The sequence below is a fragment of the Kitasatospora sp. NPDC053308 genome (assembly GCF_055585785.1).
On sequence record NZ_JBVJJY010000004.1, the window covers coordinates 448,997 to 461,616 of the forward strand.

General features: G+C 75.2%; 13 protein-coding genes. 7 read left to right on the top strand and 6 right to left on the bottom strand.

Going from position 1 to position 12,620, the window contains the following annotated elements; translation table 11 throughout:
- Positions 1-105: 105 nt before the first annotated feature.
- Entirely contained in the window at positions 106-1,560 is a 1,455-nt protein-coding gene (locus ACZ6Y7_RS12670; RefSeq protein ID WP_465757889.1) for an MATE family efflux transporter, read from the bottom strand.
- Between the two features lie 258 nt (positions 1,561-1,818).
- Here ACZ6Y7_RS12670 and ACZ6Y7_RS12675 point away from each other — a divergent pair, with 258 nt between their 5' ends.
- From ACZ6Y7_RS12675 to ACZ6Y7_RS12695, 5 genes are all read left to right on the top strand, one after another.
- A complete protein-coding gene (locus ACZ6Y7_RS12675; protein ID WP_465758027.1) occupies positions 1,819-2,397 on the top strand; it encodes a PadR family transcriptional regulator in 579 nt (192 codons plus the stop codon).
- Positions 2,398-2,583: 186 nt separating this feature from the next.
- Positions 2,584-3,459 (top strand): class I SAM-dependent methyltransferase, encoded by an 876-nt coding sequence (locus ACZ6Y7_RS12680; RefSeq protein WP_465757890.1) that lies wholly within the window; start codon positions 2,584-2,586, stop codon positions 3,457-3,459.
- 704 nt (positions 3,460-4,163) lie between these two features.
- On the top strand, positions 4,164-5,051 hold the full coding sequence (locus ACZ6Y7_RS12685) for an isocitrate lyase/PEP mutase family protein (protein ID WP_465757891.1): 888 nt from the start codon (positions 4,164-4,166) through the stop codon (positions 5,049-5,051).
- Complete coding sequence (locus ACZ6Y7_RS12690; RefSeq protein ID WP_465757892.1) at positions 5,048-5,446, top strand: hypothetical protein; 399 nt, start codon at positions 5,048-5,050, stop codon at positions 5,444-5,446. The genes ACZ6Y7_RS12685 and ACZ6Y7_RS12690 overlap by 4 nt, the downstream gene beginning before the upstream one ends.
- A 44-nt stretch (positions 5,447-5,490) precedes the next feature.
- The gene (locus tag ACZ6Y7_RS12695) at positions 5,491-6,510 is read left to right on the top strand and encodes a bile acid:sodium symporter family protein (RefSeq protein ID WP_465758028.1); all 1,020 of its coding nucleotides are present in this window, start codon (positions 5,491-5,493) and stop codon (positions 6,508-6,510) included.
- 48 nt (positions 6,511-6,558) lie between these two features.
- Here the strand turns inward: ACZ6Y7_RS12695 and ACZ6Y7_RS12700 are convergent, their stop codons facing one another.
- The 4 genes from ACZ6Y7_RS12700 to ACZ6Y7_RS12715 form a co-directional block, all read right to left on the bottom strand.
- The gene (locus ACZ6Y7_RS12700; protein WP_465757893.1) at positions 6,559-7,098 is read right to left on the bottom strand and encodes a hypothetical protein; all 540 of its coding nucleotides are present in this window, start codon (positions 7,096-7,098) and stop codon (positions 6,559-6,561) included.
- A gap of 37 nt (positions 7,099-7,135) precedes the next feature.
- Positions 7,136-7,801 carry a ribonuclease FAU-1 family protein gene (locus tag ACZ6Y7_RS12705; protein ID WP_465757894.1) on the bottom strand — a complete coding sequence of 222 codons (666 nt, stop codon included), beginning with the start codon at positions 7,799-7,801 and terminating at the stop codon, positions 7,136-7,138.
- Positions 7,798-8,640, bottom strand: coding sequence for a hypothetical protein (locus ACZ6Y7_RS12710; protein WP_465757895.1), 843 nt, complete (start codon positions 8,638-8,640; stop codon positions 7,798-7,800). The genes ACZ6Y7_RS12705 and ACZ6Y7_RS12710 overlap by 4 nt, the downstream gene beginning before the upstream one ends.
- 406 nt (positions 8,641-9,046) lie before the next feature.
- Positions 9,047-10,129 (bottom strand): TIGR03617 family F420-dependent LLM class oxidoreductase, encoded by a 1,083-nt coding sequence (locus ACZ6Y7_RS12715; RefSeq protein WP_465757896.1) that lies wholly within the window; start codon positions 10,127-10,129, stop codon positions 9,047-9,049.
- 442 nt (positions 10,130-10,571) lie between these two features.
- Between ACZ6Y7_RS12715 and ACZ6Y7_RS12720 the strand changes: the two genes are divergently transcribed.
- On the top strand, positions 10,572-10,748 hold the full coding sequence (locus ACZ6Y7_RS12720; RefSeq protein WP_465757897.1) for a hypothetical protein: 177 nt from the start codon (positions 10,572-10,574) through the stop codon (positions 10,746-10,748).
- Positions 10,749-10,853: 105 nt separating this feature from the next.
- On the opposite strand, the gene ACZ6Y7_RS12725 is transcribed toward ACZ6Y7_RS12720, so the two are convergent.
- Complete coding sequence (locus ACZ6Y7_RS12725) at positions 10,854-11,525, bottom strand: type 1 glutamine amidotransferase domain-containing protein (RefSeq protein WP_465757898.1); 672 nt, start codon at positions 11,523-11,525, stop codon at positions 10,854-10,856.
- Positions 11,526-11,707: 182 nt separating this feature from the next.
- Between ACZ6Y7_RS12725 and ACZ6Y7_RS12730 the strand changes: the two genes are divergently transcribed.
- The gene (locus ACZ6Y7_RS12730) at positions 11,708-12,616 is read left to right on the top strand and encodes a LysR family transcriptional regulator (protein ID WP_465757899.1); all 909 of its coding nucleotides are present in this window, start codon (positions 11,708-11,710) and stop codon (positions 12,614-12,616) included.
- Positions 12,617-12,620: the final 4 nt, after the last annotated feature.

A 12,620-nucleotide genomic window follows, 5' to 3' on the forward strand; every position in this document is an offset into this window, starting at 1 on the left:
CGACGGCGCGCCGCCTCGGCGAACACCCGCTGGTGCCGGGCGCGTTCGACCGCCGGCCGCCGCTGCACCGGGCCCGGCGGGGGCTCGCCGACGGGCGGCGGCGCGTCAGGTGACCGGGAGTTCCCGCGCCCCGGCCTCCGTGTCCGCGGCCGCGGCCGGTGGCGGTGGCGGTGGCGCTGCGCCTGCTGTGCCCGCTGTGCCCGCTGTGCCCGCTGTGCCCGCCGGCGCCGCCGCCCAGGTCCGCTGCGCCCGTCGCACCGCGAGCACCCACAGCAGCGCCAGCTGGAGCGCCGCGCCCACCGCCGGGCCGAGCCACACGCCCGGCACGCCGAACGGGCCCGACAGAGCCGCGGAGGTGGCGAGTTGGGCCCCCAGGCCGAGCAGCACGGAGAGCACCAGCGGGCGGCCGACGCCCGTCGCCTGGTGGACGCCGCCGAGGGCCACCACCAGCGCGTACGGGAGGAGGTAGAGCGCCGCCATCCGCAGGAAGCCGACGGACTGCGCCGCCACCGCCCGGTCGTCGGTGAACAGCGCGCTCAGCGGGGCGGCGAACGTCGCCGACAGCCCCGCCGCCACCGCACCGAGCAGCGCGGCGAGGCGTCCGGTGGCCCGGTGCAGCGTGAGCAGCGCTCCGGTCGCCCCCGCGCCGCTGAGACGGGCGGCCTCGATCGCGGCGGCCTGGCGCAGCGCGTAGAAGGCCATGGTGACGACGAGCAGGACCCGGTAGCCGACCCCGTACCCGGCGACGGCCGCGACGCCGAAGCCCGCCACCAAAGCGAGTTGGGCCGTGCCGACGGCCATCCGGGCGGTGAAGTCCAGGCCGAACGGCGCTCCCGCGCGGACGATCCGGACCGCCGCCGCGCGCACTCCCCCGGCCGTCCGGGGCGACTCCGTGCCCAGGTGGCGCCGCTGCCCGCCGCGCAGCCGGCCTCGCTGCCGCAGCCGCAGCGTGACGGCGAAGGCGATCGCGCGCGAGGCGGCCAGCGCGAGCGCCGCGCCCGGGACGCCGAGGGCGGGGAGCGGACCGGCGCCGAGGATGAGCAGCGGGTCGAGGGCGAGCAGCAGCACGTTGGAGAGCAGGGCGATCCGCATCGGCGTGCGGGTGTCGCCCGCGCCCTTGAACAGCTCGTCGGCGACGCGCTGGCCGACGAACAGCGCGAAGGCCGGGAAGGCGACGGTGAAGTACCCGGCGGCGAGCTCGGCCGCGTCGCCGTCCAGGAAGGTGCCCGCCAGCCGGTCACGCAGCAGGAAGCCGGGGACGGCGAGCACGAGGCTGCCCGCGACACAGAGCCACCAGGCGGCGCGGGTGGTCCGGGCGGCCTCCGCGCGGTCCCCGGCGCCGAGGGCGTGCGAGAGCCGGACGCTGGTGCCCGAAGCGACCACCAGGACGAGCCCGAGCAACAGGTTCTCGACGGTGCCGGCCAGCGTGACGGCGGCGACCGCGGCTCCGCCGAGGCCGGACACCCACAGGGTGCCGATCACCGAGGCGACCACCCCGGACAGCAGCTCCGCGTAGACGGGTACGGCCAGCGCCGTGAGCCGGGACAGATGCCCGCGCATGTTTCCTCCCCTGTTGTTCCACCACCCGGCACCGGGACCGAGCCAGGACCGGGGCCGAGACCGGCCCGGCGTGCGAATCGAGTCCGGCGTGCGGATCGGCCCCGGCTGCGGATCGAGTCCCGCGTGCGGATCGGCCCCGGCTGCGGATCGGCAGCGGCTCGGCCAGCAACCTCGAATAGAGATACATCGCTTCGAGGTATATCGGCAAGAGGTAACATGACGGCGCACCGGGCGCACTCCGACAGAAGGGCTTCGACCGTGCTGACCCTCGCGATCCTCGGCTTCCTGTTCGACCAGCCGCTGCACGGCTACGAGCTCAAGTCCCGGATCACCGGCCTGACCGGCCATGTCCGCCCGGTCAGCGACGGAGCGCTCTACCCGGCCATCGCGCGACTGGAGAAGGCCGGCCTGCTGTCCCGCCGCAGCGAGCCCGGCACCGGGGCCGCACCCCGCCAGACCCTCGCGCTCACCGAGGACGGCCGGGCCGAGCTGCTGCGGCGGCTGGCCGACCCGGAGCAGGCCGAGATCACCGACCAGATCCGGTTCTTCACCGTCACCGCCTTCCTGCACCACCTCGCCGACCCGCCCCGGCAGGCCGAGGTCCTCCGCCGCCGGCTCGCCTTCCTGACCGCGCCGAGCAGTTTCTTCTACGACGGGGACGGCCGACCGGTCACCGCCGAGCGGGAACCCAACCCGTTCCGGCGCGGCATGCTGCTCGTCGCCCGGGCTTCCACCGCGGCCGAGCTGGCCTGGCTGGAGGCGACCATCGCGGAGCTGGAACGGTCCGGAGCGCCCGACCGGCCCGAACAGGGCGAACGGGCCGATCGATCCAGGTAACCCCGACGGCGCCACCGGACCGCACGGACCACCGGGCTCGAACGCTCGGGCGGACGAACGGAATCAGGTCCTTCCACACCTGGTTCCAGAGCGGCCCGGCGTGGCTATGATGATCCGCCTCACGTCCTCGGCGTCCCTCCGCGGCGTGATCCGCCACCGCGCCCCGCCGTCCTCCTGGAGGCCGCCGTGCCCCTGTCCGCGACCGCAGCCGCCCGCCCCGCGCCGCTCAAGCGGGACGACATCCCCGGCTGGTTCTTCAGTCTCGACCGGGCCGCCTTCACGCACGTGCTGACCGCCCAGAGCGCGGCCGGCGTCACCGGCGACATCCTGGAACTCGGCAGCTACCTGGGCCGCAGCGCCGTCCTGCTCGGCGACCACCTGCAGCCGGGCGAGCGGCTGACGGTCTGCGACCTGTTCGACTCCGAGGCCGGCGACGAGGACAACGCCGCCGAGATGGCGATGTCCTACCGGAAGACGCTGACCCGCAGCGCCTTCGAGGCGAACTACCTGGCCTTCCACCGCGAGCTCCCCGAGATCGTGCAGGCCCCCACCTCCGTGCTGGCCGACGGCCGGATCCCGGCGGGCAGCTGCCGGTTCGTCCACGTCGACGCCTCCCACCTGTACGAGCACGTCGCCGGGGACATCGCGGTGGCGCGGGCCGCGCTCACCGAGAACGGCCTGGTCGCCCTGGACGACTACCGCTCCGAACACACCCCCGGCGTTTCGGCCGCGGTCTGGGAGGCGGTCTTCACCGCCGGGCTGCGGCCGGTCCTGCTCACCCCGATGAAGTTCTACGGCACCTGGGGCGACGCCGCGGCCGCCCGGCAGGTCCTGCTGGAGCGCGACTGGCAGGCCGAGGGCTACACCGTGGACGACGACACCATCGCGGGGGCGCGGGTGCTGCGCCTCAACTACCGGGTCAAGACCCCGGCCCAGGTCCAGCGCTCCGCCTCCCGCCGACTGGCCCTGGAGCTCCTGCCGCCGGTCGCCACCAAGGCGACCCGCCGGATGCTCCGCACCCTCCGCGAGCGCCGCGCCGCGCCCCCGGTCCCGAGCGCCTGACCCCGACGGCCTCCCGCGCCTGCCCGGCGCTCCCCCCCTCACCCGCTCCGTCTCCGCCCGTCTGCCGCCCGACAGCCTTGGACCGCCCGACGGGCGGGCCGACCCCGCGCCGGTCACCCGGGCAGGCCGCACGGCGTGCCCCCCTCCCGGGCGCGAGGGAGGCCGGGGTCGGCACGGCCGGCATCGGCGGTGCGGCAGCGGATCGCCGCACGGCGCAGGGCCTGTGACCCGGGTGACCGGCACCACCGGGCCCACCGCTCCGCCGACGGCCGTCAACTGCCGTGATCCACCGGACGTCGCGCGCCATCCGACCACCCGGAGCGCCCCGCCGGACGCGATCCGGACGATCGAGTCGGCGCCCGTCCTCCGCACCGTGAAGCGCGCGGGAGCCCTGCTGCCACGGGAGCGCGGGCGAGTCGGGCCCCGGAGCGAAAGAGCATCGAGGGCCGACCTTCGCCGCCGTGCCCGCGCCACCGCGGCCCCTCGCGCTCTCCGGCCTCGAACGATCACGAACCGGGCGCCGCCACGTCGCTTAATTCCTGGACTTGTAGGCCTTTCCTATAGTCGCCCGCCATTCACCCCAAAGAGGGAATCTCCCTTAAAGATTTGCCCACGGAACATTAAAGAGCGCATAGTGATGGCACCTCAGTTTGGTCTAGCAAAGACCAAGTTCAGGCAAAGTCACTCCAGGTGAGGAGAGCGCCTTGTTCCACGGAACCACGACTGCGGACACCCCCGGGCAGCGGCTCCGCGAGGAGATCGCGGGCCCCGGCACCACGCCGCTGATCGGTGTCTACGACATGTACTCGGCCTCGATCGCGGCCGAGCACTACGACGGCATGTTCGTCTCCGGCTTCGGCTTCGCGGCCTCCTACTACGGCCTGCCCGACATCGGTTTCATCGCCTGGCCCGACATGGTCGGCTTCGTCGAACGGCTGCGCGGGGCGTTCCCCCGGCACCATCTCCTGGTCGACATCGACGACGGTTACGTCGATCCCGAGGTCGCCTGCCACGTCGTGCGGAGGCTCGAACGCATCGGCGCCTCGGGCGTGATCCTGGAGGACCAGAAGCGGCCGCGCCGCTGCGGCCACGCGGACGGCAAGCAGGTCCTCCCGCTGGACGAGTACCTGGAGAAGCTGGAGCTGGTTCTCGCCAACCGGACGGACCTCGTGGTGGTCGCCCGCACCGACGCCACCGAGGAGGAGGACATCCTGCGCCGGGCCCGGGCGCTCGCGGCCACGGACGCCGACGTGGTGCTGGTCGACGGCGTGCGCAGCGAGGAGTGGATCCGCCGGATCCGCGCGGCGGTCGGTGACAAGCCGTTGCTGTTCAACCAGATCGCGGGCGGCAAGTCCCCGCGGTTGTCGCTCTCGGAGCTGACGGCCCTCGGGGTGGACGTGGCCATCTACAGCACGCCCTGCCTGTTCGCGGCGCACCGGGCGATGGAGGAGGCGCTGGCCGGGTTGAAGGTCTCCGACGGGCGGCTGCCCGCCACGGCGGAACAGGGCCGGCAGATCGGCGTGCGGGAGTCCACCGAACTGCTGGAGCGGAACATCTCCCGCCCCCGGCGGCTGACGGCGGTGGGCGCGTGACGGCCCGGCTGCGCGGGCCGGGCCCGCCCCCGGTGGCCGGCGCCTCGCGGGTGGGCGCGCTGCGGACCGGCGCGCTGGGGCTGGCCGGGGCGTGCGTGCTGCTCGTGGGCGGCGCGGCCCCGGCGGCGGCCGGCGGCAGTCTCATCACGGTCGTGGACAACTCCCATGCCGACTCCTGGCTGGAGATCGACCGGGCGGCCGATCTCCAGAACGGCAGCGGCTCGGCGGGCAGTGACCAGGACGGCGCGGGCGCCCTGGTGGGCGGTCTGCTGGCGCCGGCGGGCACAGCGGGCACAGCGGGCACAGCGGGCACAGCGGGAGTGTCGGGGGCACCTGGGGCGGCGGGGCCACCGGCCGGCCCCGCGCACCGCCCGGTGGCGGGAGGCGGTCCGTGACCAGGCCGCCGAGCCGATCGCTGCCGCGCCGGCTCGATCCGTTCATGGTGGCCCTGGCCGGGACGGTCGGCCTGGCCGCGCTGGTCCCGGCCTCGGGGGCGGCGGCCCGGACCGCCGAGGCGGCCTGCGATCTCGCGGTGGCGCTGCTGTTCTTCCTCTACGGCGCCCGCCTCTCCACCCGCGAGACGCTGGCCGGGCTGCGCCACCCGCGTTTCCACACGCTGGTGTTGGCCATCACCTTCGGCCTCTTCCCGTTGCTCGGGCTGGCCACCGCGCTGTTCACGCCCGCGCCCCTGACCGAGCAGCTGCGGACGGGGGTGCTGTTCCTCTGCCTGGTGCCGTCGACGGTGCAGTCCTCGGTGGCGCTCACCGGCGCCGCCGGGGGCGACGTCCCGGCGGCGATCTGCGCGGGCACCTACTCCAGCCTGGCGGGGCTGGTCCTCACCCCGCTGCTGGCGGCCTGGCTGCTGGGTTCGCACGCCGAGCTGTCCGCGGGCGGACTGCTGCGGATCGGGCTGCAGCTGCTCGCGCCGTTCCTGCTGGGGCAGGTGCTGCGGCCGTGGATCGGCGGCCTGCTGGCCCGCCACAAACGGGCCCTGTCCCCGGTGGACCGCGGTTCGATCCTGCTCGTCGTCTACACGGCGTTCAGCTCGGCGGTGGCGCAGGGCATCTGGGGCCTGGCCACGCCCACGGCCCTGTCCGGACTCCTCGTGGTGCTGCTCGTCCTGCTCGCCGCCGCCCTGGCGGCCACCGTGCTCGGGGCGCGGCTGCTGGGGCTGGACCGCTCGGCCGCCATCGCGGCGGTGTTCTGCGGATCCCAGAAGAGCCTGGCCAACGGCCTGCCGATGGCCGCCGTCCTGTTCGGATCGGAGGCGGGGCTGATGGTGCTGCCCCTGATGCTGTACCACCAGCTCCAGTTGGTGGTGGGCACGGTGCTGGCCGGCCGCTGGGCCCGGGCTCCCGCCGGGGCCACCGGCCCGCACGCGGCCCCGGGCAGCGGCCCCGCGCCCGCGAGGGGTTCACACAGCCCGGGAACGCCTGGGTCGAACTCCCTCGCGCAATGAGCGGTCAGCATCCGCGACGGCAGGAACCGGGGGGCGAGGGTGGGCGTCTCACCGCCCGGGGCGCGCCGCGAGCCCCCGGGTGATCCCCCGGCGCAGCCGGGTCGAGGCCCCGGGTAGGCGCCCCAGTCCCTGCAGCCGCTCGGCCGACGGTTCCGGCCGACGGGCCAGTGCCAGCACGGCGGCGTACGGGCGGTCGCCCTCGCGCAGCCGCACGGCCAGCAGGTCGACGAGTCCGTCCAGGTCCGCGCCGGTGAGCGCGGGGTGGACGGCGAGCAGCCGGAGCAGGTGGTTGTCGTTCCAGGTGCTGTGCCGCCGGGTGGACAGGGCGACCAGCAGATCGGCGGGTGCGGCGGCGTTCCGGGCGATCGCGTGCCAGACGAACGGGTACTCGCCCACGGCCAGCCGCCGCAGCACCTGCGGGTGGGAGGTCCGCTCGGCCAGCCGGCGGTAGTCACCGCCGTCGTGCAGGTGGCGCAGCGCCTCGACGTCGTCCATCAGGTCGGCGTCGTTGCGGTTGGTTCCGCTCCGCTCGGTCCCGCTACGGCCGGCGTCGTTCCGGTCAGTCTCGTTGCGGTCGGTGTCGTCCATGTCGAGGCGCGACCCTAGCAGGCACGTGCTCCGACGCTCAGCGGGTTTCGGCCGGGGTGCTGAGGGCGGTGGGCGGCAGAACGGGCAGGGGTCCGAAGGGCGGCAGGGTCCAGGCGTCCGGATCGGGCGCGAACGGGCCGGCGCGGTCCCGGAGCTGGGCCAGCGCGAGGTCACGGGCGGCGTCCACCTCCCGGTGGGTGGCCTCGTCGATCAGGCCGAGCCGTCGGGCCTGGGCGTACTCGTCCTCGTCCTTCCAGGTGTGCGCGGACAGATCGGGGGTGATCACCAGGTCCAGGAAGAGGTCGAGGGTGTCGATGCCGATCGCCGTCCGCCGGTGCGGGCGCTCGAAGTTGACGTACCAGCGCAGCGGCCGGCCTTCCGGGGTGAGGAAGCGGTGCACGCTGAACGGCTCTCCGGCGGCGAAGCGGCTGAGCACCACGGTGTCCCGCCAGACCCAGTGGTCGAGTTCCCACTGGCCGGCCGCGAGGTCGTCGATGCCGCGTTTGCGGGCGGCGACGTCCCCGACGCGGCGGGAGGTGGTCCAGCTGGACGGCGCCCGGCACTCGGTGCCGGGGCGGGCGGTCAGGGTCAAGGTGGCGCCGTCGTCCGCGAGGACGGTGTACGGCATGGCGGTCCAGACCCGGCCGTAGGCGATGTCCCGGCGGACGGCGGTGCTCCCCGGGCGGAAGGGAACGGCGGTCATCGGACGTAGTACGCGCGGTGGTGGGCGGCGACCGGCGGGGACTGGTAGGTCCAGACCCCGGCTGCCGGGGCGTCGGCGATCAGGTGGGCGAGGTCGCGGGCGGACTCCTCGGCGGGGTTGCCGAGGTCGAGCCGGACGCGCTCGGCGGTGCGGTCGTCCAGGGCGTAGTAGCGGTACGGCTGGTGGACGTTGAGCGGACTGGCGAGCAGCTTGCCCTCGTCGTCGGTGCCGTAGCCGGTGATCGGGGTGTTGGTGACCGTCTCGGGCGTGAGGCCGACCAGGTTCACGTCCAGGGCGAGGAGTTCCTCGTCGTGGCGGTCCAGCCCGTCGGGTCCGAGGGTCGCCCGGCGGCACGAGACGGACCAGTGCTCGCGCACGGCGGGCGCGTTGAGGGAGGGCAGCGTGGTCTCGAACCAGCCGGGGTGCGTGGGCTCGGCGTAGAGCCGGCGCCCGGCGTCGATGGCCGGCGGGTCGTCGCAGAGCACGTGCAGCCGGGCGGCGCCGAGCAGCTTGGTCTGGTCGTAACCCCGGGCGTACTGGCCGTAGTTGACGACCGGGATCCGGTCCTCGGCGAACACCGGGTGGGCGATCAGGTTGATCCCCAGCTCCTGGGTGATGCCGCCGCCGTTCGGGTACTGGGCGAAGGACAGCCGGTAGTCGAGCGACACGCAGGCCCCGCCGTCGAAGGCGGCGGCGTTGAGACCGGGGTGGCGCTTGCCGAGCAGCTCGCGCGCCCGCTCGCGGTCGACCAGGTAGTCGACGCCGATGGTGTGCAGCGCGCCGTAGTGGAACGGCAGGTGGTACGGCGCCGGGACGGGTGGCAGGGGCAGGCCGGTCATGAGCGCTCCGAGGACGAAGGGTGGGACGAGGACGACGGCGAGGACACGCGGGCACCCCTCCGATCGGCGGCGGACGGTCGCGGCATCCGTGACCGGGGACCGCGTGGCCACGACGTGACAGCCTCCGAGGCCCTGACCGGCCCGGGGGCGTCGTCTCTCGTCGCACGGCCGGACCGGCCCTTCGCGATCCTGCCGCCGCCCCTTGCCACCGGAAACCCGTTGCCCGGATCTGCTCGGACTTGACCACCTCCTGCCCGATCAACCACCCGTCCCGCCGGGATTCCCGATCGGTGGTGATCGGCAACCGGGCAGCAGGTCGGTCCGGCGTCGGCCCCCGCGCCGGCCACCGGGCGGTCCCGGCGACAGTCCGGCGTCGGCCTCGCGTCGGCCTCGCGTCGGCCCCGCGTCAGTCCAGGGCGCGCACCGCCGCCAGCACGTCCAGACCCAGCTCCGGGTCGGCGTCCTCGGGCAGGCTCACGGAGAGCCGGGTGACCAGGCCCGCGTACCGGCGGCGGAGCTCCCGGGCGACATCCTCCGGCGAGCCGGACACCGCGAAGGTGTCGAACACCTCGTCGTCGATCAGCGCGGCCATCTCCGTCCAGCGCCCGCGCACCGAGTGCGGGTGCAGTTCCTCCTGCAGCCCCTCCCAGCCGTGCTGCGCCAGCACCGGGCGGTAGGCCGGCGTGGAGGCGTAGAAGGCGAGCCGTTCGCGGGTCGCGGCGCGGTTGGCCGCCAGCTCCTCCTCGGTGCGCCCGGCGGCGGTGAGCACGTTGCCGACGATCTCGAACGGCCGGGCCGTCCAGTCGGCGCCCTCCGCCTCGGCCCGGGCCCGTTCCTCGGTCAGCCCGGGCAGCACCTGCTCGGCCAGGTACGCGGTGGACGAGAAGGGGTGGCTGAGGAAGCCGTCGGCCACCGCACCGGCGGTCCGGGTCATCAGCGGTCCGACGCCCGCCAGCAGGATCCGCGGCACCCCGGCCGGGACGGGATCGGGCGAGAAGACCGGCGTCATCACCGTGTGGGTGTAGAACTCGCCCCGGAAGCGCAGCCGTTCACCGGTCTGCCAGCTGTGCCAGATCGCCCGCACGGCGTGCACGTACTCGCGCATCCGGGCGGCCGGGCGGTCCCAGGGCATCCCGAAACGCTTCTCGATGTGCGGCTTGACCTGCGAGCCCAGCCCGATGACGGCCCGTCCGCCGGAGGCCGCGTGCAGCCCCCAGGCCTGGTAGGCCAGCGTCATCGGGGTCCGGGCGAAGGCCACCGCGATGCCGGTGGCCAGCTCGATCGAGCCGGTCCGGTCGGCGGCGCGGGCGAGCTGGAGGAACGGGTCGTACGCGGTCTCGGCGACCACCAGCCGGTCCATGCCCCGGCGTTCGGCCCGCTCGGCGGCGTCCAGGATCCCCGCCGGGTGCCCGGACGCGGTGGCGTCGAGGCGGAAGGCCGCGGCGGGTCGGGAGTCTGCGGCGGGTCGGGCGGCGGCGGGTCGGTCCATGGGCGGTGCTCCTGGTCGCGGGCGGTGGTGCTACCCGGGTAGCCTGCCACGCCGCCCGAGCGGACCCGCCCCGGCCACCGGTCGCTGCGGTGCTCGGCCGCCTTCGGGGGGTCGTCCCACGCCTCGAACTGCCGGCCCGGGTACCGGTCGACGGCGGTGAGCACGGCGGCCGGCTGCACCACGTCCAGCTCCAGCAGGGTGGTGAACCCGGTGAGCGCGAGCAGCGGCTCGGTCTCCACCACCGGGCCGCGGTCGGCGGCGATCAACCCGTCGGCGACCGCCCCCGGACCATCTGCTCGACCGCGGCCGACACCACCGAAGGAGCCGTCCGGGGCTTGCTGACCGGGGGCTCCGGTCTTCCGGCGGCCTCCGCGACGCCCGGCCGCCGGTCGGACCGCTCGGCTGCGCCGCCCTCGCCTCGCCCTCGTCCGAGGCCGTCCGGGTGTCGCAGCAGCTGCAGCAGGCGTGGGTCCGGTTCGCCCTCACCGGCGACCCCGGGCGGCCCGCCTTCGACCCGGAGCAACAGCTCGGCCGCGTCCTCGACGCCGGCTCCCGGACCGTCCGCTACCCCGGTACCCCGAGCAGGACGCCCGCCGGATCTGGGCGGGGCACCCCCTGACCGCCTACGACCCGCGCTGACGGCGACCCGGCCGGCGCAGCCGTCCCCGCCCCGGCGGGGTCCCGGGAGAGAGGGCTCTGCGGCCGGGGCGCCGCCAGGAGCGGGCTAAGCCTCCAGCAGCTTGAGCAGCTCCGCGGCCACCAGGGCCGAGGAGGCCGGGTTCTGACCGGTCACCAGGTTGCGGTCGACCACCGAGTGGGGCGCCCAGGGCTCGCCCTCCTCGAAGTCCGCGCCGAGGGCGACCAGCCGGTCCTGGAGCAGCCAGGGCGCCCGGTCCGCGAGACCGGCCTGGGTCTCCTCGGCGTTGGTGAAGCCGGTCAGCCGGTACCCGGCGAACGGCGAACCGCCGTCCTCGGAGCGGGCGGCGAGCAGCGCCGCCGGGCCGTGGCAGACCACGCCGAGCGGACGGCCGGAGGCCAGCGCCGCGGTGAGCAGCCGACCGGAGTCGGCGTCGACCGCGAGGTCCTCCATCGGACCGTGGCCGCCGGGGTAGAAGACGGCGTCGTAGTCGGCCGGGTCGACCTCGGCCAGGACGAGCGGCCGGCGGAACTCCTCGATGCCTTCCAGCGCTTCGGCGATGCCCGGGTCGGTCAGGCTGGCCCGGTCGGCGACCGGGACGACGCCGCCGGGGGTGGCGGCGGTGACGCGGTGGCCGGCGGCGGTCAGGGCCCGGAACGGGACGACGGCCTCCTCCGCCCAGAAGCCGGTCGGGTGCTTGCTGCCGTCGTTCAGCGTCCAGACGTCCGAGCCGGTCAGGACGAACAGGATGTCGGCCATGGTGGGTGCCTCCAGTGCTCCGGTGGTGCGGTCCCCGCCGCGACGACCCCGCCGCGGCGCTCACCCCGCCGACGCTAGACCCGGCGAGCCCGCGGGAACCAATGGGCCACGCGATGCCGGGCATCGGAATCCCGATGGCTCGCCCGGGCGGCCCAGCCATCGGGATCCCGTAGGCTCGCGGCATGAGCGATCGGCTGCCACCGGGCTCCGGCCCGCTGGACCTCAACCACCTGCGGACCTTCCTGGCCGTGCATCGGGCGGGTTCCTTCACGGCGGCCGCGCCCCTGCTGGGCCTGTCCCAGTCCACGGTGACCTCGCAGATCCGCGCGCTGGAGCAGCGGCTCGGGCGGGAGCTGTTCGAGCGCGGGGCGCGCGGGGTCAGCCCACTGCCGTACGCCGACGACCTCGCCGCCCGACTGGCCGTCCCGCTGGACCGGCTGGCGGGTCTGGCCGACGGGAGCGGCGGCGGTGTGCCGGAGCCGGTCCACCTGGCCGGGCCCGCCGAGTTCCTCGGCACCGTCCTGCTGGCGGACCTCGCGCCACTGGTCGCCGAGGGCGTCCAGCTGCGGGTGACCAGCGGGCTGACCGATCCGCTGCTGGAGGAGCTGCGGGCCGGGCGGCACGACCTGGTGATCGCCACCCGGCGCCCGCGCGGCCGGGCGCTGCTCGCCGAACCGCTGGCCGACGAGGAGTTCGTCCTGGTGGCGGCCCCGGTCTGGGCCGAGCGGCTGTCCGGGCAGGAACTGCCCGACGCCCTGGCGACGGTGCCGCTGCTCAGCTACGCCGAGGACCTGCCGATCGCCCGCCGGTACTGGCGCCACGTCTTCGGCCGGCGGCTGCACGCCCGGGCGGCGGTCACCGTGCCGGACCTGCGGGCGGTGCTGGCCGCGGTGACGGCGGGCGCGGGCTGGAGCGTGCTGCCCGGTTACCTCTGCCGGGCCGAACTCGCCTCCGGGGCACTGCGGTTGCTGTACGAACCGGACGAAGCTCCGATCAACACCGCCTACCTGGTCCGGCGTCCCGCCGGCTCGGCCAATCCGCACGTCGCCCTGGTCCGCGAACGCCTGCTGGCCGCGGCCCGGACCTACTGAGGCC